The organism is Mesorhizobium kamtschaticum (genome assembly GCF_056174585.1).
Window position 1 is genome coordinate 2196430 of sequence record NZ_CM149691.1, and the last position, 23371, is coordinate 2219800.

The window sequence follows — 23371 nt, forward strand, 5'->3', positions numbered from 1 at the left end:
GCGATCGGGTCTTTTGGCGGGGGCTTAGATTGACCGTGGCAAACAACGAGCCGGTGCGTGCGCCGATTGCCTTAACCATTTTTTCGCTACCACCACGATCTCGACAATATTTCTGTATTTTGATCCAGTCCTTGCTGACTTTTGGGAGAGTCTCACCATGACAAAACTGACAAACGTTATGATTGCGTCCGCATTGCTTTCCACCGCAATGTGGACGGTCCCGGTTTTCGCCGCCGACCCTGGTTCCGCCAGTGCCGGTAATGGCGAAAGCATGCGGGACGTATCTTCAGGCGACTTCAAGGCTGGTCGAGCAAAGCCGATCACGACACCGAAGCTTACTGACGAAGACAGCCGCGCCGCGCCGCTCACCGACGAGAAAACGGCTGTGAAATCCTATGGCATCGTCGGACGTTCCGCCGATGGCAAGGTGATCAAGATCGAGCCGAGCGAAGCGCTGCGCGAGCTCATCATCAAGGAACTGAATGCGCCGGCCAATGGAACAGAAGGTGGCCCGCGCAAGACCGAGGATCCAGGGCTCGGTGAAGGCGAGGCCGGCCGCCAGGTTTTCGGCACCGACGATCGCGAGCAGGTCAAGAACACCAAGACCTATCCGTTCTCTGCAATCGGCTATCTCGAAGCCAAGTCGAAGACCGGCTACGGCAGCTGCTCGGCAACCCTGATCGGCCCGCGCACCGTGCTCACCGCGGCGCACTGCCTCTACAGTCATGAGGACAAGGACTGGTTGTCCGACTATCTGTTCGTGCCGGGCCTCAATGGCAGCACTGCCGATGACGCACCGTTCGGCGCTTTCACCTATGAAAGCGCTTATGTGCTGCAGGGCTTCATCGACAACTACCAGGGCTATTATGGTTCGGTCATCCCGTGGGATCTCGGCATCATCACGCTGAAGCAGGATGTCGGCACCAACCTCGGCTGGCTGGGCTACGCCAACTATGACGATCTCGGCGACTTCACCGCCAACCTCGTCGGCTATCCCGGCGACAAGCCGATGGGCACGATGTGGAAAGCGAGCTGCGAAGTGAAAGCCGAGAACATCGCTCCGGAATATTTCCAGTATGACTGCGATACGTTCCCGGGGTCGAGCGGCAGCTCGGTCTATGCCTACGACAACAACTCCAAGCAGCGCATCATCACCGGCGTGAACGTGGCGGAAAGCCCCGAAGCGAACACCGCCGTGCGTCTGAACGCCGCCAACATCCAGTGGATCAACAGCCTGTACAAATAATCCGGGCTGGGTTCGCAGAGAACGCAAAGGCGGCGGGTCAATCCCGCCGCCTTTTTCGTGCCGATCCTTCTGCTTGCACGAGGCAGGCACCGCGACTACGCTTGGCTTGCCAAGGGGTTGGCATCCGAAGGGGCTCAAGGGATGGCGCGGACAAGGGCAGTGTTCGGGGTCGCGGCCGCATCGATGCTGGCCACGCTGATGCTTTCGGCGGCTTTCGCCGATCCGGCCCCTGTCGGCGGCGCCTGGGCGGAGCGCGTGCAGATCCTCTATCAGGCCGACACACGTTCGGTGCTGCGCCGGACCGTGCGTGTCTGGGACTTCCATCCGGAAAAGAACCTCGACTTCGTCTGGGAGCCGGCGGCAGGCCAGTCGCCCGATAAGACGATTGCCCAGGATGGCACGATCAACGGCAAGGGCAGGCTGGTGTGGCGGGTGCGCGGCTCGGCGAGTTATGATCCGAAGACCGTCTACTCCAGCTATTTCGGTGATGTCAGGAACGGCCGGCCCGATGGGCAAGGCCGGCTCGACCTGCGCTCGGGCGAATTCTTTAATGGGCATTGGCTTGGCGGAGCACTCAACGGGAAAGGCATCCATGTCGATGCCGACGGCAACCGCTATGAGGGGCAATTCGTCGATGGCGTCCCTAATGGCGAGGGCCGGCTGCTGTCGAAAACAGGCGAAATCTTTGCCGGCTCTTTTGTCGATGGGCTGAAGAACGGCAAGGGCCAGACCCGGCTCGCCGGCGGCACGGTCTATGAATCGCAATGGGTGATGGGCAAGGAGGTCGGCGGCTCGCGCCCGGACGTGCTGGCCGATGCCAGGGTCGGCGGCCTGCTCAAGGCGCAGGCCGGCGGCGGCGATGCCGACAAGGTCGAGATCGGCGTCATCGTCGACCAGCGCATGACCCAGCAGGCCGACATGAAATACCAGCATCTGGTGCGCGACGAGGACGTTGCGATCTATCCGGAAGACAACCTCTACAACGACGCCTGGAACGGCACCGGAACGGTCAACACCAGCAATGTCTATGACGGCCCAAACTGGGAGGACACGCCGGCTTTTGCCGAGGTCGATCTGAAGACGACAGACGAGTCCAGGGTCAAGCTCGACAGTCTGGAAATGAAGGTTGCTGCCAGCGACGCCTACCGCAAGCCGATGCTGTCGATCTCCGAGCATTTCGGCTGCATCGGCTTTCGGCCGGATTTCACGATCATCAACAATGGCTGGGGCGACGCCAAGGATATGAAGATGTCGATCCAGTTCACCACGGTGGACGAGGAGGGCAACCCGACCGGCCAGCCAAGCCGCATGTTCACCAAGGACATAGGCGGTTTCGGCGAGGGCGTCGACGTGTCGATCAAGAGCGTGCTCGACGAGGCCGGCGTCGATACGGCGAGCCTGGAAACGGGACGCTTCCCTTGTCCCTCGGTCGACAGTCTCAATGTCTGCCGCAGCCAGCTCACCAACAAGATCAGGTTCGGCGAGGTCGGCGACTATCTCGGCAATTTCAACCAGGCGATGACGCTGAACGCGATCGGCAAGTTCGATTATTCCTGGGCGGACGATCAGGGCAATGTCTACCAGCAGAGCGAGCCCTTCCGCACCCAGATGACCATGGCGGTCTTCGAGGTTCCCGAATCGATGGCCGAATGCGGTGATGGCGGTGGCGGCAGCCCGGAAGCGATGCGCTACCAGAACATCGAGTTCCCGATCGGCAAGCATGACTACACTATTCCCATGCCGGTGCGCGGCAACAAGAACGTCAGCGCCTATACGGCACGGCTGAAGATGTGGTCGGCGATGTCATCGATCCACAGTTTCAGCATCGCCGCCCATTTCGCCGACGGCAGCGTGCGCGAGAGCAAGCCGGTGACCTTCTTCTATTTCCGGCCGAAGCAGTCGCTGTTCGAGACCAAGACGGAGCCAGCGGCCTGCTATCTGCCGCGCAGCATGGCCGGCTGTGGGTAGTTATTTCCGGCCCATCTCGAAATAATTGGGCAGCGGGATGAGCCTGGTGAAGATCGTGCCCTGGGCGAAGACGCGCAGTTCCAGCATCGATCCGGATGAGCGTTGCGCGCTCTGGTCGAACAGGAAATTGCCGAGCGAATAGACTTCCGCCACATCGCCGCCGGCAAGCGGGACGATCGCCTCGCTCGACACATGCGGGTGGCCGCCGACAATGGCCGAGACACCACGCAACCGCATCTCATCGGCAAGCCTGTTTTCACGCGGCGACGGTTCGGTCTTGTACTCGCGGCCCCAATGAACGAAGGCGACCACCGGCCGCTGCGCATTTTCATGCAGCAGCCGGTCCAGCAGAGCAGGGGTCAGCAGGTCGGTGTTCTTCGAACCGTTGGTGTCGATGTCGGTCAGGCCGACGAGATCGAGATCGGCAAGCGCCAGCGTCTCGCCCTGGCCGAAATGCGGGATGCCTGCCTCGACCAGAGCGCGCAGCGTCTCGGCATAGCCAGACGGGCCGAGGTCATAGGCGTGATTGTTGGCGAGGCCGACGCCGGCGACGTGCAGCCGCTTCAGCATGCTGGCAGTAAGGTCTTCCGGCATGGCCAGCGTCATATCGTCGATCGCTTCCGGCACGTTGGGCAGGATGACGCCTTCAAGATTGACGATCAGCGGCCGCGATCCGGTCAGCGAAAGAATGCTGTCGACGATGCGGTCGGCGACGCCGTCGCGGACCAGGATCTTCTTCATGGCGCGGCCGAAATTCACGTCGCCGGCGAGATAGTAGATCCTGTCCTTCGGCCGTGCCGGGTTGTTGAAGCCGGGGCCGAAGGCGCCGAACAGCGCCACGACATAGCTGGTGGTCCGCTCGACATAGTCGGACGTGTGTTCCTGCGAGTTCTCATTGGCGACGACCAGCGGCTGGGCGCCAAACAGTTCGCGCTGCAGCCTGGTCTGGATGTAGAGCGCGCCGACGGAATCGGCGTGATCGGGCTGGCGCAACCCCGCGATGCCGTCGAGCGATCCGGCGGCCAGCAGGTTCAGCGTCTGCTGGTCGAAACGCCTGGAATCATGTTGCGGCAGGTAGTGCGAAAAGTCGGTGGATTCGACGATCAGCGTGTCCTGGTCGACGATCGGTTTGAGTGCCTCCGCCAGCCTGTCCCAGTCGCCGCGCTTCGCCTTGACCGACATCGCCACCGGCACGATTTTCGCCTCGGGAAAATAGTGGTGGAGGAAAGGCAGCATGGCGCGCACGCCATGTTCCTTGTCGAACAGGCAGGATTCTTCGACCATGTCGCCATTCTTCTCCAAAAGGCGAACGGCATCGGTGTCGGCGGCAACCGGGCCAAGCACCGTGTCGAAGCCGCGCAGCGTGGTGGCGTAGAGCTTGTGCGTCTTGTGGAAATGGTCTGGCGACAGGATGACGATGCGCTTGTAGCGGAAGCCGGACGCTGCCCGGAAACCGAGCGCCACCAGGTCAGCGGCCAGCAGATGGTGCGGTACGGTGATACCGGTCAACCGCTGGTTTGATGGTTGGACATTGGCGACGCTGGCGATGGCATTCTTGAACAGCGTGGCGTCGTCGTAGAAAGGCGGGAAGTTTTCGGTGCCGGGCGGGCAGACGATCGGGGCGGCGAAGGTGGGGAGGGGCAAGAGGAGGAGGAAAAATGCTGCTGCGATAATGGGCCACGATCGCGCGAGACGGCCCCCCTCTGTCCTGCCGGACATCTCCCCCTCAAGGGGGGAGATTGCTCTCTTCGTCGCCGGCTCATCATTCGAATCGTCGACGATTGGCGAAGTCGAAAGTAACAGCCAATCTCCCCCCTTGAGGGGGAGATGTCCGGCAGGACAGAGGGGGGTGCCTTGGCGCAGACTTGGCCCCCTCACGGCTCGGCCAACACAATGTTCTCCACCCCGCCGACATAGTAGAACGGTTTCTGCTTCGACGATGTCAGCCGCACCACTTCACGCGAAATGAAATCGGCGAGCCCGAACAGCGTGACGCCGCCATCCGAGGTTCTTGCCTTGCCGCGCAGGCCTTCGAGGATCGAATAGGTGAAGACGCCGTGGCCGAGTTCGGGCAGTTCGGCAGCGGTGTTGTTGGCGGCGGTCGCCGAGAACACGACGATGCGTGCGTCCTGCGCGTCCTTCTCCAGGCGCGGATTGAAGGCGTTGGCGGCATGGCAGGTGTCGAGCAGCATGAAGCGCATGCCCTTGGCCCGTTCGACCGACTTCTGGATATCACCCCAGTCGACAAGCGAGGAACGCTTCCAGCGGTCGGCATCCTGTTTGCGGCCATCGGTCGGGATGAAATAGTAGTCTTCGTCGATGTTGATGCCATGGCCGGCAACGAAGATGATGGTGGTGTCGTGCTCGCCGGGTTTGTCGAGGAAATCGGCGAGCTGGTCGTCGATCGTGTGCGAGTCCGGTTCCATGATGTTGTCGGCGCTGGCGACCGTGTAGGTCTGCTGCGCCTTGTCAGGGCTTTCGTCGAGCGCCTCGCGGTTGACCAGAACCAGCGTCTCCATCGATGAGAACAGTGGCGCCGATTTCTGCGCGATCACTTTGAGGAATTCGGTGGCGTCGTCGACAGGGTAGCGCAAATCGCAGGCGTGGCCGGAGCAGGCGTCGGTCAGGAACGGATATTTGTCGACGCCGATGACAGCGACATAGAGTTTGCCCTTGGCCTCGGCCTTCTCGACCTTCCTCGCCAGCGCCGTCACGCTGCGCTCGGTCAGATAGCCATACTCGTTGGTGCCGGTGATGCGGATGGTGTTTTGGCCATTCTCGACCGGGATCTCGACGATGGTCTTGTTGCCGTCGGCCGAACGCGTGGCAATGTCGCCGACATTGCGGCTGTTCGACAGGATCGAGAAGCCGGCGACATCGGTGCCGGCTTCCTTGGCGCCTGTGATCTCGACGGCGACATAACCGTCGCGGACCTTGCTCTGGTCATCGGCGAGGCGGATGCCGAATTCCGGCGGCTTGCGCTGCAAAAGCTTCTGCAGCTCATTATCGACGCCCGGCCGCATCTCCCTCACCGCTTGTTTGGCGCTGCGCAGGATGATGGCGCGGCGCACCATTTCCGGGCTCCAGAGATATTTCTTCAACTGGCCGGCGCGGATGAAGCGGCCTTCATGGTCGCGGCCCTGGTTGACCTGCCAACCGATCAGCTTGTCGCCCTCATCGGAGGAATAGTAGTAGCCCTGCGGCATCCAAGCGATCCATTGCGAGCCGGCAAAGAACATCGACACGATCAGCTCGTGCGTCTTCAGGTTCCACAGCCTCACCGTCTGGTCGGCGCTGCCGGTGACCAGAAGACCGGCTTTCTCCGAGGCGACCATGGCGTTGATCTCGCCGGTATGGCCGGTGAATTCGCCGGAAACCCGGGCGGTCGCGGCCTTGTATTCCAGCAGCGTGCCGTCATTGCCGCCGGTGATCAGGCCGAGCCCGTTATCGATCAGCGTGAAAGCGGAATGGACAAAGCCGTTGGTGGCATCGTTCTCGATCGAGCGCACCATTTTGCCGCCATTGGCGATCTCCAGCACCGCGTTTTCCAGTGCGTCCTTGCCGCCTTGAGTGGCGTGCAGCGACCACTCACCGTCGCTTAGCGCGGCGCGGGCAAACGAGCCCGGCTCCGTCAACGGCTGCGGATCCTCGAAGAATCGCTCGGTGGTGGGCAGCTCCAGCCCCTTGTCCAGCGCACCCATCTGTTCCGGGCAAGCCACACGCTCGGGACAGGGGTTGGCATTGCTCCAGGCGATGATGCCGTTCGCCGTGTCGATGCCGATGGCAGTCACCGGCTCCCCCACCCCCTGCAGCAAGGTCTTGCGTTCCCCTGTCGCCGGGTCCCAGACCTGGATGGCGTTGCGCGTGCCGCCGGCGGTCGCCACCAGCGAGCCGTCGGCATTGGCGGCGCTGGCATAGACCGTGCCGTCATGGCCGGCATAGTCGAGCAGTTTCTCACCGCTGTCGGTGTTCCAGACGATGGAGCGATGCTTGTCGGCGCAGCGATAGCCGCAGGAAGCGATCAGCCGCGATCCCTTGGCGAAGGTCAGCGAGCCGATGAGGAAATCCTGCCTCGGCATGGCGCGCACCAGCGTGCCGTCGGCCGCGCGCCAGAGCTGGACCTGGCCGTCCTTGCTGCCGGTGGCAAACAGGCTGCCATCCTGCGAGGCGGCCAGCGCCATGACGCTGATGTCCCGCAATGGCTCGGCGTCGGCCGGCAAGGCGATCTCCTCGCCCTTGGCGACATCCCAGAGCCGGATGCCGTTGTCGGTCGTGGTCGCCGCCAGCCGGGTTCCCGCCGCGGCGAAGGCCAGCTTGTCGATGTGCCAGGAATCGGCGTCGAGCTTCTTGTCCAGCGTCCAGCCTGACGTGGCCTTGTCGTCCTGTTTCCACAGATAGACGACGCCGTCGGCACCGCCGGCGGCAAGCGTCTTGCCATCGGGAGAAAAGGCGAGGTCATAGGTCGCGTAGTCGGCGGCCTTGAGCACGGCCTTGATCTTGCCGCTGGCGAAATCGAACAGCCTGATGTCGCCATAGGGCGGCTTGTCGCCGAGGCTGGCGCCGAAATAGCCGCCGGCGGCGATCGTCTTGCCATCCGGAGAAACCGCAATCGCGAAGATCTTGCCGTCGCTGCCATTGCCGAGATAGCCGCGTATGGTGCGCAGCGTCACGCCGCTCTGCCAGTCCCAGATGCGGATGGTCTTGTCGTCGGATGCCGAGACGATATCCTCGCCATCCGGTGTGAAGGCGAGGTCGGCAATCCGGGCGGTATGGCCTCCGGTGTCGAGGTCGAGATGGAAATCCGGGGCGTCCTCGGCGCGGGCGAACGAGGCCGTGACCAAAGCTCCAGCCATGGCCAGCCACCTGCAGGCACGCATCAGGCGGACGCTGACCCGGGCTTTTCCCATCGCTATTTGGCTTCGGCCGCCGGTGGCCCGTTGCGCACATAGGCTTCGATCGCCGTGGCGAAGGTGGGTGAACCGGCCTTGCGCTGCTTGTCGACATAGCCGGCAAAATAACTCCAGAACGAGACGGCGTAGTCGCGGAAATAGGCATCGGTCACCTTGCGCGAACACAGGTTACCGTCGACGCAGAAGGACAGGCGGTTGAGGAAATAGACGATGCGGTCGAAATTCTCGCTGAAATCGGCGAGCGGCATGTCGCCACCGGAGGCGGTCATCGCTTCGATGCCGATGCGTTGCCGAAAAACCTGTTCCTCGGTCGGCGAAGGATTGGCGCTGAGCAGATTGTCGTATTTGGCATTGAGGGCCGCGAGCCGATCTTTCAGCGCCCGCTGCGCCTGCTGGTAGTCCTTGGTTTCCCAAAGCTCGACCAGTGACATGGTCTGCTCGACGCGCTTCTGCTCCTGGTTGGCCAGGAACTGGTAGACGGAGAATGCCAGGGTGAAGATGATGGCGAAACGCACCAGCATGCCCGACCAGGCATAGATGAGCATGCGCCAGTCGCGGTCGGTGAAGGGATTGCTCTCCTTCTTGATCTCATGGCTGCTCGGCCAGGGGAAACCTTCGGTGGTTTCCGGCAGCGTCTGCTTTGCCGCCGGCGCCTTGGCGGGCGCGTCCACCGGTGTCTGCTTTGTCGTGCCCCCGGCTTCTTCATTTGCAGTTGTCCAGTTCGATGGTGGCGGAGGGATCAAGCACGACGCCCGGTGCCTCCAGCTGCTTCTTCAGGCACTGCAGTTGCGGGCGCGAAACCATAAACTGCACGTCCGGTTCCGCAGGCGCCTTTGTCGGTGACGGCAATGCCTCGACGATGCCGCGCGAGGCACAGCTTGAGAGGTCGACCACGACAGCGTTGCCGTTGCTTTTGGCGATCTGGTCGTACTGGTCGAGAAAACACGTCGCCAATTCCGAGTTGGTGACGATCTGCTTGACGCACAGGCCGCAAGCGTCCTCTGCCGAAGCGTTGGCGATCAGCATCAGGCTGCCGGCCAAACCGGCCATCGCTCCACGCCAGGAAAACACAGAGTTCTTCACAATCGATCCTATCTGCTTTTGTCCGGCCATCATGCACCATGGCTGCGGCCGGAATGTTCTCATATCACGCCAATCGTGCAAGAGCCGGCGCAACAGCGCCGCGCAGCCCTGGCGCCGGAACTCAGGCGCGTGGCACCGTCTCCATCGGGAAGATCATCACCGCGCCCTTCGGGCCGCTCTTGTCGGCAAGCCGCATCACCGAGCGGGTCGGCGGCGCCGCGCCGATATCGGCGAGCATGTCGGAGAAGCTGGAGGGGCCGAGGCCACGCGTCATCGAGGCGACACCGTCCTGCGCCAGGAAGCTCAAATCTTCCTTCTCGCTCTCGGGCGGCGCCTCGGTCAGCACCGCGATCATCCGCTCCATGCCGAAGCTGGTGTCGGTGAAGGCGAGCAGCCCTTCCTCGAGCGTTGCCTGTGGGGCGAGGCGCTCGGCAACGATGTGGGTGATCGAATAGTCGCTGCCGACGTAGAGCACGTTGATGTCGACCAGCTGGTCCGAACTGTTCTTGGCCAGCACATGCACCTCGTCGCCCGGCGAGACGCGCGGCACCGCCGACGCCTGCAACGGCTCAAGCCCATCCTTGTCGCGGCGCTTGACCTGGAACTGGACGTCGACATCCTCGGGCTTGTAGTCGGAGGCCGCCGCCAGCCGCGACAGCCCGGTGGCCCGGAAGATGGTGCGCAAATTCCTGGTGGTGGCGTCCACCAGCTTCTGGCGATCATCCGGATGGATGATGATCAACGGTGGCTTGCCGCCGTCCTTCAGGGTCACGTCGCCCGATGCCGGCAGGAACCACAGCGCCGGCTTGTCGGACGCGTCCTTGGCGGCGCCTTCAATGGCGTTCTCGCGCATCACCGCGAAGCGCAGCTCGGCGCTTTTGCCGGGGTCGACCAGCTCGATGTTGAAGCCGGTCTCCTTGGCCGCGGCCAGTTCGTCGAGGACCGAATTGACGAGCTCCGTCTCCTTCTCCAATCCCTTCGTTGCGGCCGGCCGTGCGACGGTGAGCTTGTAGTCGACGGCGATCTCCGCCACCCGCGCATAGGCGTTGGTGGGAATGTCGGCCATTTTGAGTGCCGGTTTCTTATCGAACTCGACCGGTTTGACGTGGCTCTCCAGGTTTTTTGCCGACTCCACCTCGAGATAACCGACCGCGTCGGACAGCGACGACAGCGCTGACGGCAGGATGGCGAGCTTGCTGCCCGGCGTCAGGCGATGCAGCAGGCCGGCGCCGATCGTCGCCTCGCCGTCCTTGACGACGATGGGCCATTGCATGACGGCGTCGGTCTTGTCGGTACCGAAGACGCGCGCGTCGAGTTCGCCCTCGAACAGCGGCGTCGGCCGGGTGCGGCTGTCGGCCGAGTATTGCTGCAGCACGGCCTGGCCGAGCTGGCGATAGGTGACGCTTGGATTCTCCGCCAGTTTCGACAGGATGGTGAAGGTGAACAGGCCGAAGCGCGGCGCATCCGTCGTGCCCTTGGGCAGCGGCATTTCCGGCGTCGTCTCCACCGTCTGGGCGGCATAGAAGGCGACCAGCTTGCCCTTGGTGATCGGCTCACCGCCGGTCGGCGTCAGGTTGAAGGCGGGCTTGCGCGCGCCATTCTCGTCGAGGCCGCGCGAGGCGCCTGCGACCGTGTCCTCATAGGTCTTGATGGCCGCCGCTCTTGCCGCCTCGTCGCCGCCGACCAGGTCGGCGAACTCGACCTTGCGCTCCAGCTCGTCATCGACTTCGACGGCGCGGGTGGCGGTGCCGGAATGGCAGCAGTCGAACACCGCCCAGACGAAGGCGCCCTTGTTGCGGATGGCGTCGAGCGCGTCGCCGATTTCGTTGTCGACCAGCGCGTTCGGCACGCCGGCATCGCGGTTGATCCACTTTTCGATGTCGACGGGCAGGAAGATCTCGTCGAGCCCGTCCGTCTCGTCGCCCTTGACCCTCTCCGGCTGCTGGGCGCCGTGGCCGGACAGATGCAGGTAGACGAAATCGTCGCGCTGAACCTTGGCAGCAAGGTCGGCGAGTGCCGTCTTGATCGCCGCATGGGTCGGCAAACCTTTGGCGCCGGGCACATCCTTGGCGAGCAGCGTGACGTTTTCGGGCGCGAACCTAACCGGGTCGGGCACATTCTTCAGCAGATACTCGTGCACCAGGCCGGCATCGTTCTTCGGCCCGATCAGCCAGTTCCTCTGCGGCAGGGCAGGATATTCAGTGCAGGCGACCAGCAGCGCATGGTAGGTGCGCGATGCCGCCAGTGCCCGGAACGATACCGCACCGGCCGCCATCAGCGCCGACGTGCCGACAAGCAGCGTCCGGCGTGTCAATTTGATCATATTGCTTCCCCAAGCCCGATCGAATTTCCCAAGCGAAACTATCCTCGTCGAGGATTTTGTCAGTATTTTGAATATCGCTTCGCCATCAAATGTGCCCGCGCGTGATCGATTGGCCCGGGACAACAACAGAAGAGTAGCAAAGACGGCGGTTCGTCGCTATCTGAATGGGATCAGACCGTTTGCACGGGCAAACAGCCTGGGATGGCGCAGGACAAGTTGGAACGAGACCATGGCGGCAAGGGATGTGCTGACGAAAAACCAGGTGTGCGTGCTCGAGAAGCTCGAGGCCGCCAGCGGGCCGCTCAGCGCCTACACCTTGCTTGACCAGTTGCGCGAGCGCGGTTTTCGCGCGCCATTGCAGGTCTATCGAGCACTCGACACGCTGGTCAAATCCGGCTTCGTGCACCGGCTGGAAAGCATCAACTCCTTCGTCGCCTGCGCCGAACCGCACGATCATAGCCATTCGATGACCGCCTTCGCCATCTGCGACACCTGCGGGCAAGTGACCGAGATGTCGGATCACGACGTCGACCACCGGCTGAACGAATGGGTGCGCTCCACCGGCTTCGCCGCCAAGAAGGCGGTGATCGAGTTTCGCGGTGTGTGTGCGAAGTGCCGAGCCGAGGCTGCCTAAGTCTTCTCTTCGTCATCCCAGGGCGAAGTGAACGCGAAGCGGAACGGAGACCCTAGGATCCATTCCGTTACATTTCCGACGATTGCAGCGGTGCAGAATAATCTCCACAGCCGTGACGTTCGGGCGTCACGGCATGGATCCTAGGTGTTTGATCCCTGGCTTTAATGGTGTGATATTTTCTTCCGAATGGAAGGAGGCACTATGGGACAGGTTCTACACGGCCGGGCCACGACGACAGAGGCAACCCGTCGAGCAATACAAAATAGTCAAGAGAGCCTGAAGAAGCTCGCCAAGCGCTATGGCATCGATCCGAAGACGGTCGCGAAGTGGCGGCACCGAACCTCGACCGCCGATCTGCCGACCGGTCCCAGAGAGCCGCGCTCGACAGTGCTGTCGCTCGAAGAGGAAGCCGCCATCGTCGCCTTTCGCAAACATACGTTGCTGCCGCTCGATGATTGTCTATATGCCCTTCAGCCGACGATCCCACACCTGACGCGCTCGTCATTGCATCGCTGCCTTCAGCGCCATGGCATTTCGCGGTTACCGCAGACGGGCGCCGACAAGCCGAGCAAGAAGAAGTTCGAGGCTTATCCGATCGGCTATTTCCATATCGATATCGCCGAGGTGCAGACCGCCGAGGGCAAGTTGCGTCTGTTCGTTGCCGTCGACCGGACGTCCAAGTTCGCCTATGCCCAGCTGCATGCGACCGCCGAAAAGATCACGATGGTCCAGTTCCTTCGGGATCTGATCGCAGCCGTGCCCTATGTCATCCATACCATTTTGACCGACAACGGCATCCAGTTCACCAATCGCAGTTGCGACCGCCATGCCCCCCAGCATGTCTTCGACGACGTTTGCGCCGATCATGGCATCGAGCACCGGCTTACCAAGATCAATCACCCCTGGACAAACGGCCAGGTCGAGCGGATGAACCGCACCATCAAGGAGGCCACCGTCACGCGCTTCCACTATGACGATCACGATCAACTGCGCCGGCACCTCGCCGACTTCCTAACAGCCTATAACTTCGCCCGCAGGCTCAAGACCCTCAAAGGGCTCACACCTTATGAGTTCATCTGCAAAATCTGGAAAAAAGAGCCCAAACGCTTCCGACTCGACCCAACCCATCAAACGCCAGGACTAAACACCTAGGGTCTGCGCCGCGTCGCTTCGCTCCTTGCTTCGCCCTAGGATGACGAAGCGGCGGAGCCTCAGTGCGCCTCGTCCCAGTTGTTCGCGGCCCGCGCGTCGACATGCAGCGGCACCGACATCGATACCGCCGGCATTGCCGCGTTTTCCATGACATGGCGCACGACCGGGATCGTCGCTTCAACTTCGGCCTCGACTGTTTCGAAGATCAGTTCGTCATGCACCTGCAAGAGCATGCGGGCCGATAGTTTTGCCTTGTCCAGCGCTTCCTCCATGCGCACCATGGCGCGGCGGATGATGTCGGCGGCGGTGCCTTGCAGGCGGGCATTGATCGAGGCGCGCTCGTTGAACGCGCGCAGCGACGGGTTGGACGACCTGATATCAGGATAGTGGATGCGGCGGCCGAAGATCGTTTCGACGAAGCCGTGCTCGCGGGCATAGGCCTTGGTTTCCTCGATATAATCGCGGATGCCGGGGAAGCGCTCGAAATATTTCTTGATGTAGTTGCTCGCCTCCTCGCGTGGGATCGACAGCTGGTTGGCGAGGCCGAAGGCCGAAATGCCGTAGATGATGCCGAAATTGATCGCCTTGGCGCGGCGGCGTATCTCCGAAGGCATGCCTTCCACCGGCACGTTGAACATTTCCGACGCGGTGATGGCGTGGATGTCAGCGCCGTCGGCGAAAGCCTGCCGTAGTTGCGGGATCTCGGCGACATGGGCGAGCACGCGCAGTTCGATCTGGCTGTAGTCGGCCGAGACTAGCCGGTTGCCCTTGTCGGCGATGAAGGCGGTCCTGATCTTGCGGCCTTCGGCGGTGCGCACCGGAATGTTCTGCAGGTTCGGGTCGGAGGATGACAGCCGGCCCGTCGTCGTCGCGGCCAGCGCGTAGGAGGTGTGGACGCGCCTGGTGTCCGGGTGGATGAAGCCTGGCAGCGCGTCGGTGTAGGTCGATTTCAGCTTGGTCAGCTGGCGCCAGTCGACGATCTTGCGCGGCAGTTCATGGCCTTCGGCGGCAAGGTCTTCCAGCAACTGCGCCGAGGTCGACCATTGCCCGGTCTTGGTTTTCGAACCACCGGGCAGGCCCATGCGGCCGAACAAGATGTCGCCGAGCTGCTTGGGTGAGCCGATGTTGATGCGCTCGCCGATGAGCTGGTAGATTTCCTCTTCGAGCCGGGCAGCACCTTGCGCCAGTTCACCCGACAGCCGCGACAGGATCTGCCGGTCGACGGAGATGCCGCGCTGCTCCATGCGCGCCAGCACCGGTACCAGCGGCCGCTCAAGCCGCTCGTAAACCGACACCAGGCCCTTGGCGGCAAGCCGGGGTTTCAGCACCAGCCAGAGCCGCAGCGTCACGTCGGCGTCTTCCGCAGCATGAGCGGTCGCTCTGTCGATGTCGACCTGGTCGAAACCGACGGCGCTCTTGCCGGAGCCGGTCACGTTCTTGAGCACGAGCGGGGTATGGCCAAGCCATTTTTCGGCAAGCGCGTCCATGCCGTGACCATGCGGGGTGCCGGCATCGAGCACGTAGGAGATCAGCATGGTGTCGTCGAACGGCGCGACATCGACGCCATAGCGGCTCATGATGACCAGATCGTATTTCAGGTTCTGCGCGATCTTGAGGACCGATTTGTCCTCGAGCAGCGGTTTCAGCGCCGCCAGCGCCTCGCGAAGCGGAATCTGGTTTTCGAGCGCACCGCCGCCGAGCAGGTCGCCATTGCCGCTCTTGTGGGCAAAGGGAATGTAGCCGGCGCGGCCGGGCGCCGTGGCGATTGCCAAGCCGATAAGTTCGGCCTGCATCGGATCGCCCGACGTCGCCCTGACGTCGAAGGCGGTGACACCAGCCTCCCGCGCCTCGGCGACCCAGGCTTTCAGCGTCGCGATATCGCGAATGCAGGGATAGGCCGACGTGTCGATCTTGCCGGTTGCCGCACGCTCCAGCCGCAAGGCTGAGAGCAGGGAAGGGGTGTCGCCTTGCTTGGCGGCGTCCGCTGCAGTGGTTGCCGCTCCGTTGGCCTGGCCAGGCTCGGCACCGCTCCGGGCCGGCGCTCCGGCGCCGACATCGGGGCCGTGCGCGTTGTCGGCGCGTTCGACGGTCACGGCGACAGCCTGGACGTCGCCGGCCTCGGTGCTGGTCGCTTCCGCCACGCGGCGGGTCAGCGAGGTGAATTCCATGGTTTTCAGGAAACCGATCAGCTTCGGCCCGTCTGGGGCATGCAGCACGAAATCGTCCAGTCCGTCGGTCACCGGCACGTCGTTCTTCAGCGTCACCAGCTGGCGCGAGATCAGCGCCTTGTCGGTATTGGCGATGATCGATTCGCGCCTTTTGTCCTGCTTGATCTCGCCGGCGCGGGCCAGCAGCCCGTCGAGGTCGCCGAACTGCTCCAGCAACTGCGCCGCCGTCTTCGGGCCGATGCCGGGCACGCCGGGCACATTGTCGACCGAGTCGCCGGTCAGTGCCTGCAGATCGACCATCTTTTCCGGCGGCACCCCCCATTTCTCGATCACCTCGGGGATGCCGATCTGGCGGTCCTTCATCGGGTCGTACATGCCGACCGTGGCGCCGACCAACTGCATCAAATCCTTGTCGGAGGAGATGATGGTGGTGTCGCCGCCGGCCTCGCAGGCCAGCCTGGCATAAGTGGCGATGAGGTCGTCGGCTTCATAACCTTCGATCTCGATGCAAGGCAGGTTGAACGCCTTGGTCGCCTGTCGGATCAGGCCGAATTGCGGGATCAGATCCTCGGGCGGTGCCGAACGGTTGGCCTTGTATTCGGGGTAGAGGTCGTTGCGGAAGGTTTTCGAGGAATAGTCGAAAATGACCGCGAAATGCGTCGGCACAATGCCTACATCGGTGTTGCGGGCATCCTGCATCAGCTTCCACAGCATGTTGCAGAAACCGGAAACGGCACCGACCGGAAGGCCGTCGGACTTGCGGGTCAGCGGCGGCAGGGCGTGATAGGCCCGGAAGATGTAGCCGGAGCCGTCGACAAGGAAGAGATGATCGCCTTTTTTCATGCCGGCAGGGATAGCGCGGCGCGATGGCTTGGTCCATGCCAAAGACATTGCCAGGTATCGGTTCCGCCAACACCCTGACAATTCCCGCCTATACAGGCCCGCTCACGGGCACGTTACAAAAGTGTAACGTTGAGGCCCTTGAATCGCCACTTTCACAGACCCAAATACAGGTCATCGGCAGTTTTCGCCGAGTCCGGAGCAAGGCCCGTCCCCCGCCTATCCCGGACAATTGCGGCAGCCTATCCCCCCTCTCCGGGCTGCCGCATCGTTTCGAGTACAGGACCGCCGTGGTTCCCCCTCCACCACGGCGGTCTTTTTTGACCTGCGGCAGCCAACTCGCGCGTGGTCCAATGGTCCCGGGCTTTTCGTTTCGCCGCTCTGCCTCTACGGTTCCGGTACTGAATCGAAAGGCTTTGCAAATGTCCGCAGTTTCCCCCGTCCTCGATCGCCTCGACAAGAATCTCGACCAGAGCCTCGAACGGCTGTTCGGCCTGCTCAGGATCAAGTCGATCTCCACCGATCCGGCCTATGCCGCCGACTGCCGCAAGGCGGCGGAATGGCTGGTGGCCGAACTCAAGCTGATCGGCTTCGACGCCAGCGTGCGCGACACGCCAGGCCACCCGATGGTGGTTGCACATCATGAAGGGCCGGCTGGCGCGCCGCATGTGCTGTTCTATGGCCACTATGACGTACAGCCGGTCGACCCGATCGAATTGTGGGAAAACGATCCGTTCGCGCCTGCCATCAAGGAGGTCGGGCCTGACCACAAGGTGATCACCGGGCGCGGTTCGGCCGACGACAAGGGCCAGTTGATGACCTTTGTCGAGGCTTGCCGAGCCTGGAAGCAGGTGCATGGCAATCTGCCGTGCAGGATCACCATCCTGTTCGAGGGCGAGGAGGAGTCCGGCTCGCCGTCGCTCAAGCCGTTCCTCGAGGCCAATGCCGACGAGCTCAAGGCCGATTTCGCGTTGGTCTGCGATACCGGTATGTGGGATCGCGACACGCCGTCGATCTGCGTGGCACTGCGCGGGCTGGTCGGCGAGGAGATCACGGTGAAGGCCGCCGATCGCGACCTGCATTCCGGTCTCTATGGCGGCGCTGCCGCCAATCCGATCCGCATCCTGGCCAAGGTTTTGGCGGACATTCACGACAAGGACGGCCATATCACCATCCCGGGCTTCTATGACGGCGTTGAGGAAACGCCGACGCAGGTGTTGAAATCGTGGGAGACGCTCGGCGAGACGGCCGAGACCTTCCTTGGGCCTGTCGGCCTGTCGATCCCATCGGGCGAAAAAGGCCGCTCGGTGCTGGAATTGACCTGGGCGCGGCCGACAGCCGAGTTCAACGGCATCATTGGCGGCTATACCGGCAAGGGGTTCAAGACGGTGATCGCGGCGGAGGCTTCGGCAAAAGTGTCCTTCCGCCTCGTCCACAAGCAGGACCCGGCCAAGATTCGCGACGCTTTCCAGAAATTCGTCGAGGAGCGCATTCCGGCCGACTGTTCGGTCGAGTTCCATCCGCATGGCGGATCACCTGCGATTCAGCTTTCCTATGACTCGCCGTTCCTGGCCAAGGCCAAGATAGCGCTGTCGGACGAATGGCCAAAGCCGGCGGTGACGACGGGCAGCGGCGGCTCCATTCCCGTGGTTGGCGATTTCCAGACCTATCTCGGCATGGAATCGCTGCTGGTCGGCTTCGGCCTCGACGACGACCGCATCCACTCGCCCAACGAGAAATATGAGCTCTCATCCTTCCACAAGGGCCAGCGCTCCTGGGCGCGAATTCTGGACGCGCTGACGCGCTGAGCGGCGAAAACAAGTTTTCTTGTTGATTTTTCACCGGATCGCGGCGAGGACGGGGTAAGCCGCGACCGGAGAAGACAATGGCCGATATCCGTTTCCACAAGCATGATCTGCCCGACCTTTCGCACTACAATGTCGGGGCGGTGGCCATCGACACCGAGACGCTGGGGCTGAACCCGCATCGCGACCGGCTGTGCGTGGTGCAGATATCGCCGGGCGACGGCACGGCCGATGTCATCCAGATCGCACCCGGCCAGAAGAAGGCGCCGAACCTCGTCAGCCTACTGAAGAGCCGCAACGTGACGAAGCTCTTCCATTTCGGCCGGTTTGACCTTGCGGTGCTTTACAACGCGTTCGGGGTGATGCCCGAACCGGTGTTCTGCACCAAGATCGCCTCGCGGCTGACCCGCACCTATACCGACCGGCACGGGCTGAAGGACATCTGCTTCGAGCTGCTCGGCGTCGGCCTGTCCAAGGCGCAGCAATCGTCGGACTGGGCCGCCGAGACGCTGTCGCCCGAACAGCTCGAATATGCCGCTTCCGATGTGCTCTATCTGCACCGGCTGCGCGATGTGCTGGCCGGGCGGCTGGCGCGCGACGGGCGGACCAAGGAGGCCGATGCCTGCTTCCGCTTCCTGCCGACGCGTGCCAAACTCGATCTGATGGGCTGGGACGAAGAGGATATCTTCGCTCACAGCTGACGGCTCGGCCGGTGGCCGGCTGAGGTGGCCGGTTTGGAACCAGATGCAAGCCTTAGCGTTTTGTCGGCTCAACTATGTGTTTTTGCGGAATTGCTTGAGGGAGGGGATGACATGGCGGACCGAAAGCCGATATCGACCGCACCGACCGACGGCTCCAAGGTCTCCGTCATGTGGAAGGACGCCGACGGCGTCATCAACGAATCGATCGCGCAACATCGCGATGGCGGGTGGTGGGTTTACACCGACAGCAACACCCAAAAGAAGGTCGAGCCGACCAGCTGGCGGCCCGCTTCCGGCGACGATGACGATCAGTGAGCGCTAAGCTGGTGAGGCCGGCAGCTTTCGAATAGCCTAAAGCCGTTGATATCGGGGCCGATTCGGAGCCTTCCGCTCCGTGCTCGCCCTCTTGCTCGGAGGAAATCGTTATGGGTGTCGAAAGCCTGCTCGTCTTCATCATTATCGGTGCCATCGCCGGCTGGCTTGCCGGTCTCATCGTTTCCGGTTTCGGCTTCGGCCTGATCGGCAACATCATCGTCGGCATCGTCGGCGCGTTCATCGCTGGCTGGCTGTTGCCGCGGATCGGCTTTTCCATCGGCGGCGGCATTCTCGCCTCCATCATCCACGCCACGATCGGCGCCATCATCCTTTTGGTGCTGGTCAAGGTCTTGAAGCGAGCGTGAGGCTTGACATCGGAAAGAGCGCGCCATGAAGCAGAACACACTCTACCTCCTCATTGGCGCGCTCGTCGTCGTGGTCATTGCGCTCGGCATTTATGTCTACCGCGAGCAGACCAAGCCGAAAGGCGTCGAGCTCAAGATCGACGACAAGGGCATTTCGATCCAGCAGAACTGAGCCTGCCGTCGATTGGGGCGCGGCGCCGGCTGGCTGCATGCCAAGAGGCGTGAGCAATACCTTGGTCAGGCGCGCTGTTTTGCGAGGCGGTAGGCCTCCAGCCCTTGGAACCTGTGAGCCGCGATCAGGCTTAGTCGGCAACATCAAAGTGGGCAAACAGTCGTCAATGGGCCGGGAGCAGTCGGGGACCGGGAGCAGTTGGGCACTTCTCGATCCCTTCCGTTCGATCCCCTGGGTGGGTCGCCAATGATCTCCGCGATCAACTTCAAGGCCAGTGCGGCGGTGCGGGCCGCGCTTTCGGCGATCGGACGCACCGAGGATTTGCGCTTTTCACCGGACAATCGATTGCTGGTAATCGCCGGCTATGCGCGCAAGCGTTTGCTGATCCTGAGCATCGACATCGGGGCCGGACCTGGTGGTCCCGATGTCACGATCCATGATTTCATGGAGCTGAAATCAGACAATATGGGCGAAATCCATGGCCTGGATTTCATCGATGGTCGCACCCTGGCGATCGGCAACCGAGACGGGCTGGTTGCGATCTTCAGCCTGCCCCGCGAAGAACCGGCCGGCCAAAGTCGCGAGATATCAGCCATTCGCCTGATAAAGGGCAGGCGGCCTTGCAAGCTGAATTCGCCGGGTTCGATTGCCGTCAGGCGCGAGTCGCGGGGCCGCGTCAGCCTGCTGGTCTGCAACAACTACACGCATCTGGTCACAAGGCGCGTGGTCAACCAGTGGCTCGGCTATCGCATGACGAGCAACCAGCGGTTGCTGGAGCGTGGTCTCGATATACCGGACGGTATCGCTCTCAGCCATGATGGCTGCTGGATCGCGGTCAGCAGCCACGGCACCCAGGACGTCAAACTTTACCGTATGTCAGCGGCGCTTGGGCCTGACACAGAGCCGGCAGGTGTCCTGCGGCATGCCGGCTATCCGCACGGCGTGCGCTTTACCAACGACGATCGGCACATACTGGTCGCCGACGCCGGCAGCCGTATGGTGCATGTCTATGCCGGCGACGGTGACTGGAACGGGTACCGCGTGTCCGCGCGCTCCGTCGCCGTGCTCGACGAGGAAACCTTCCTGCGCGGCAGGGCCAGTCCGGAGGAAGGCGGCCCGAAGGGCCTCGACGTCGACCGTTCCAACAGCGTCGTGGCGATGACTTGCGAAGAGCAGACGCTGGCGTTTTTCTCCCTCGCATCGATGATCGGCTCATCGGAGGATGGGACCGTTTCTGCTCAACGCGCCCGGCCATTACACAGTGGCGGCGGCAGCGGTAAAGAATTTAGAAAATCGTAAGGAATTTCAAAAGGGTGCATAAACCCTGCTTTAACCCGCCCTTAAATCGCCGCATCTACTCTGCAACCGGAGCGCCATAGGCACCGGGGATAGCAAGCGCAGGCATGGCGAACCGCAGAGACAGCCGCATCGAGCCCAGTTTCGAGGGACCGCCACAGGCGCGATCCCAGCCGGGTCTTTCGGTGAGCGAGGAGGACCGCGTCGTGCCCAGCAACCGCAAAGCCTCCGCCAAACGCAAATCGTCGAAGGCGAAATCGTCGCGCGGTGGGCGTGGCAGAAGCCGGCGCGGCCTGTTCGGCGTGCTTGGCCGGCTGTTCTACTGGTGCTTCGTGCTCGCCATCTGGGGCGGCATCGCGGTGGCGGGCGTCGTCGTCTATTATGGCGCCAAGATGCCTGCGGCGACGACCTGGTCGATCCCCGACCGCGCCCCCAACATCAAGATCGTCTCGGTCGATGGCCAGTTGCTCGCCAACAGGGGCATGAGCGGCGGCGAGGCCGTCGGCCTGCACGAAATGTCGCCCTATATTCCGGAAGCCGTCATCGCCATCGAGGACCGCCGGTTCTATTCGCATTTCGGCGTCGACCCGATCGGCCTGTCGCGCGCCATGGTGACCAACCTTCTCGGCGGGCATTTTTCGCAGGGTGGCTCGACGCTGACGCAGCAATTGGCCAAGAATCTGTTCCTGAAGCCCGACCGCACGCTGGAGCGCAAGGTGCAGGAGGTGCTGCTGGCGCTGTGGCTGGAGCACAAGCACACCAAGGACCAGATCCTCGAAATGTACCTCAATAGGGTCTATTTCGGCTCCGGCGCCTATGGTGTCGAGGCGGCTTCGCGGCGTTATTTCGGCAAGAGCGCGCGTGACGTCACCTTGTCGGAAGCAGCCCTGCTGGCCGGCCTGTTGAAGGCGCCGTCGCGGCTGTCGCCGGCGCGCGATCCAAAGGCCGCCGAGGACCGCTCGCAGCTGGTGCTCGCCGCCATGCGCGACGAGGGCAAGATCAGCGACAAGGAACTGAAGACAGCGCTCAGCGCGCCGGCGACGCGTTCGCCGTCCTACTGGACGGGCTCGGAAAACTATGTCGCCGACACCATCATGGAAGAACTGCCCGACCTGATCGGCGACGTGCGCGGCGACATCGTCATCGACTCCACCGTCGACCTCAACCTGCAGAAGCTTGCCGAACAGTCGATCCGCCGGCTGATCGATGAAAGCGGCAAGAAGCTCAACGTCACCCAGGGTGCGCTGGTGTCGATCGACGATTCCGGCGCGGTGCGCGCCATGGTCGGCGGCTACGACTATTCGACCAGCCAGTTCGACCGTGCCTCGGAAGCGCGCCGCCAGCCGGGCTCGGCCTTCAAGCCGTTCGTCTATATGGCGGCACTCGAAGCCGGCCGTACGCCCGACAGCACGCGCAACGATGCGCCGATCAGGATCGGCAACTGGACGCCCGACAATTACGGCGGCAAGTATTTTGGCAAGGTGACGCTGGCGACGGCGCTGGCCAAGTCGCTGAATTCGGTTGCTGCCCAATTGACCATGGAAGTCGGGCCGAACGCCGTCGTCGAGGCCGCGCACCGCATGGGCATCCAGTCCGATCTGCAGGCCAACACCTCGATCGCGCTCGGCACTTCGGAAGTGACGCCGCTGGAACTGACCTCGGCCTATGTGCCGTTCGCCAATGGCGGCTACAAGCCGGATATCCATTTCATCCGCCGCATCACCACCGCCGAGGGCAAGGTGCTCTATGACAGCGGCGGCGGCAACGCGCCGCGCGTGGTCAAACCCGAGATCGTCGGCATGATGAACTCGATGATGATGGGCACGGTCGAGTTCGGCTCGGCAAAAAAGGCGGCCTTTGCCTGGCCGTCGGCCGGCAAGACCGGCACCAGCCAGAATTCGCGCGATGCCTGGTTCGTCGGCTACACCGCCAATCTCACCACCGGCGTCTGGTTCGGCAATGATGACGGCACGGCGATGAAGAAGGTCACCGGCGGTGCGCTGCCGGCGCAGGCCTGGCACGAATTCATGGTCGCCGCGCATGAAGGCGTGCCGGTGCGGCCGCTGCCCGGAACCTGGAAATCGACGCCTGCCGACACGATCGTGCCCGACGACATACCCTCTGTCGACAACAACCAGCCGGCACCAGTTCCGTCAGCGTCGGTTGTCCAGCAGGCGCCATCAGCGCAGGTAGCTGCCCCGGCGACCAGAGCGCCAGCACCGGCCCGCGTGGCGCGGCCTGCCCAGACCGTCGATGCCGATGGCTTCGACATGCCTGCGGACAATGGCACAACCGCCTCGGTCGGGCATCCTGTGCCGCCAGGCAGTGTCGGCGGTCCGCTCAAGAAGAAGCGGACCTCGATCCTGGATATTCTGGGCGGCGGCTGACGGCGG

The 23371-nt window shown here is 62.8% G+C and carries 17 protein-coding genes; 11 read left to right on the forward strand and 6 right to left on the reverse strand.

Annotation, left to right across the window (positions count from 1 at the left end; all coding sequences use genetic code 11):
* Positions 1-157: 157 nt before the first annotated feature.
* Positions 158-1246: a trypsin-like serine peptidase gene (locus tag AC0V7N_RS10825; protein ID WP_475457254.1), complete on the forward strand. Its 1089-nt coding sequence runs from the start codon at positions 158-160 to the stop codon at positions 1244-1246.
* Between the two features lie 159 nt (positions 1247-1405).
* Positions 1406-3214 carry an MORN repeat-containing protein gene (locus tag AC0V7N_RS10830; RefSeq protein WP_475457256.1) on the forward strand — a complete coding sequence of 603 codons (1809 nt, stop codon included), beginning with the start codon at positions 1406-1408 and terminating at the stop codon, positions 3212-3214.
* Here the strand turns inward: AC0V7N_RS10830 and amrB are convergent, their stop codons facing one another.
* The 5 genes from amrB to AC0V7N_RS10855 all read right to left on the reverse strand — a co-directional run bounded on the left by amrB (position 3215) and on the right by AC0V7N_RS10855 (position 11530).
* Positions 3215-4858, reverse strand: a complete 1644-nt coding sequence (gene amrB, locus AC0V7N_RS10835; protein WP_496627825.1) for an AmmeMemoRadiSam system protein B — start codon at positions 4856-4858, stop codon at positions 3215-3217.
* 230 nt (positions 4859-5088) lie between these two features.
* A complete protein-coding gene (locus AC0V7N_RS10840) occupies positions 5089-8067 on the reverse strand; it encodes a caspase family protein (protein ID WP_475457262.1) in 2979 nt (992 codons plus the stop codon).
* 56 nt (positions 8068-8123) lie between these two features.
* On the reverse strand, positions 8124-8795 hold the full coding sequence (locus AC0V7N_RS10845; protein WP_496627826.1) for a DUF4760 domain-containing protein: 672 nt from the start codon (positions 8793-8795) through the stop codon (positions 8124-8126).
* 31 nt (positions 8796-8826) lie between these two features.
* The gene (locus tag AC0V7N_RS10850; protein ID WP_477356040.1) at positions 8827-9150 is read right to left on the reverse strand and encodes a hypothetical protein; all 324 of its coding nucleotides are present in this window, start codon (positions 9148-9150) and stop codon (positions 8827-8829) included.
* Positions 9151-9328: 178 nt separating this feature from the next.
* On the reverse strand, positions 9329-11530 hold the full coding sequence (locus AC0V7N_RS10855) for a caspase family protein (protein ID WP_475457268.1): 2202 nt from the start codon (positions 11528-11530) through the stop codon (positions 9329-9331).
* 229 nt (positions 11531-11759) lie between these two features.
* Between AC0V7N_RS10855 and AC0V7N_RS10860 the strand changes: the two genes are divergently transcribed.
* Both AC0V7N_RS10860 and AC0V7N_RS10865 read left to right on the forward strand, forming a co-directional pair.
* The gene (locus AC0V7N_RS10860; protein WP_475457270.1) at positions 11760-12164 is read left to right on the forward strand and encodes a Fur family transcriptional regulator; all 405 of its coding nucleotides are present in this window, start codon (positions 11760-11762) and stop codon (positions 12162-12164) included.
* 201 nt (positions 12165-12365) lie between these two features.
* Entirely contained in the window at positions 12366-13316 is a 951-nt protein-coding gene (locus AC0V7N_RS10865; protein WP_475457272.1) for an IS481 family transposase, read from the forward strand.
* Between the two features lie 59 nt (positions 13317-13375).
* Here AC0V7N_RS10865 and polA read toward each other — a convergent pair whose 3' ends face one another.
* On the reverse strand, positions 13376-16327 hold the full coding sequence (gene polA, locus AC0V7N_RS10870) for a DNA polymerase I (RefSeq protein WP_475460275.1): 2952 nt from the start codon (positions 16325-16327) through the stop codon (positions 13376-13378).
* Between the two features lie 419 nt (positions 16328-16746).
* On the opposite strand from polA, the gene AC0V7N_RS10875 reads away from it, so the two are divergent.
* The 7 genes from AC0V7N_RS10875 to AC0V7N_RS10905 all read left to right on the forward strand — a co-directional run bounded on the left by AC0V7N_RS10875 (position 16747) and on the right by AC0V7N_RS10905 (position 23365).
* The gene (locus tag AC0V7N_RS10875) at positions 16747-18132 is read left to right on the forward strand and encodes a M20/M25/M40 family metallo-hydrolase (RefSeq protein ID WP_475457274.1); all 1386 of its coding nucleotides are present in this window, start codon (positions 16747-16749) and stop codon (positions 18130-18132) included.
* A gap of 77 nt (positions 18133-18209) precedes the next feature.
* Positions 18210-18830, forward strand: a complete 621-nt coding sequence (locus AC0V7N_RS10880; RefSeq protein ID WP_475457276.1) for a ribonuclease D — start codon at positions 18210-18212, stop codon at positions 18828-18830.
* A gap of 111 nt (positions 18831-18941) precedes the next feature.
* A complete protein-coding gene (locus AC0V7N_RS10885) occupies positions 18942-19145 on the forward strand; it encodes a hypothetical protein (RefSeq protein ID WP_475457278.1) in 204 nt (67 codons plus the stop codon).
* A gap of 110 nt (positions 19146-19255) precedes the next feature.
* Positions 19256-19510 carry a GlsB/YeaQ/YmgE family stress response membrane protein gene (locus AC0V7N_RS10890; protein WP_095199549.1) on the forward strand — a complete coding sequence of 85 codons (255 nt, stop codon included), beginning with the start codon at positions 19256-19258 and terminating at the stop codon, positions 19508-19510.
* A gap of 25 nt (positions 19511-19535) precedes the next feature.
* Positions 19536-19682, forward strand: a complete 147-nt coding sequence (locus AC0V7N_RS10895) for a hypothetical protein (protein WP_082525739.1) — start codon at positions 19536-19538, stop codon at positions 19680-19682.
* Positions 19683-19928: 246 nt separating this feature from the next.
* Positions 19929-20981, forward strand: a complete 1053-nt coding sequence (locus AC0V7N_RS10900) for a hypothetical protein (protein WP_475457280.1) — start codon at positions 19929-19931, stop codon at positions 20979-20981.
* A 104-nt stretch (positions 20982-21085) separates the two neighbouring features.
* Entirely contained in the window at positions 21086-23365 is a 2280-nt protein-coding gene (locus tag AC0V7N_RS10905; protein WP_475457282.1) for a transglycosylase domain-containing protein, read from the forward strand.
* The last annotated feature ends 6 nt before the right edge of the window (positions 23366-23371 follow it).

Coding starts and splice junctions, on each gene's coding strand:
- AC0V7N_RS10825 (WP_475457254.1), top strand. CDS start 158: ATGACAAAACTGACAAACGTTATGATTGCGTCCGCATTGCTTTCCACC.
- AC0V7N_RS10840 (WP_475457262.1), bottom strand. CDS start 8,067: ATGGCTGGAGCTTTGGTCACGGCCTCGTTCGCCCGCGCCGAGGACGCC.
- AC0V7N_RS10850 (WP_477356040.1), bottom strand. CDS start 9,150: ATGCTGATCGCCAACGCTTCGGCAGAGGACGCTTGCGGCCTGTGCGTC.
- AC0V7N_RS10855 (WP_475457268.1), bottom strand. CDS start 11,530: ATGATCAAATTGACACGCCGGACGCTGCTTGTCGGCACGTCGGCGCTG.
- AC0V7N_RS10860 (WP_475457270.1), top strand. CDS start 11,760: ATGGCGGCAAGGGATGTGCTGACGAAAAACCAGGTGTGCGTGCTCGAG.
- AC0V7N_RS10865 (WP_475457272.1), top strand. CDS start 12,366: ATGGGACAGGTTCTACACGGCCGGGCCACGACGACAGAGGCAACCCGT.
- polA (WP_475460275.1), bottom strand. CDS start 16,327: ATGAAAAAAGGCGATCATCTCTTCCTTGTCGACGGCTCCGGCTACATC.
- AC0V7N_RS10875 (WP_475457274.1), top strand. CDS start 16,747: ATGTCCGCAGTTTCCCCCGTCCTCGATCGCCTCGACAAGAATCTCGAC.
- AC0V7N_RS10880 (WP_475457276.1), top strand. CDS start 18,210: ATGGCCGATATCCGTTTCCACAAGCATGATCTGCCCGACCTTTCGCAC.
- AC0V7N_RS10885 (WP_475457278.1), top strand. CDS start 18,942: ATGGCGGACCGAAAGCCGATATCGACCGCACCGACCGACGGCTCCAAG.
- AC0V7N_RS10890 (WP_095199549.1), top strand. CDS start 19,256: ATGGGTGTCGAAAGCCTGCTCGTCTTCATCATTATCGGTGCCATCGCC.
- AC0V7N_RS10895 (WP_082525739.1), top strand. CDS start 19,536: ATGAAGCAGAACACACTCTACCTCCTCATTGGCGCGCTCGTCGTCGTG.
- AC0V7N_RS10900 (WP_475457280.1), top strand. CDS start 19,929: ATGATCTCCGCGATCAACTTCAAGGCCAGTGCGGCGGTGCGGGCCGCG.
- AC0V7N_RS10905 (WP_475457282.1), top strand. CDS start 21,086: ATGGCGAACCGCAGAGACAGCCGCATCGAGCCCAGTTTCGAGGGACCG.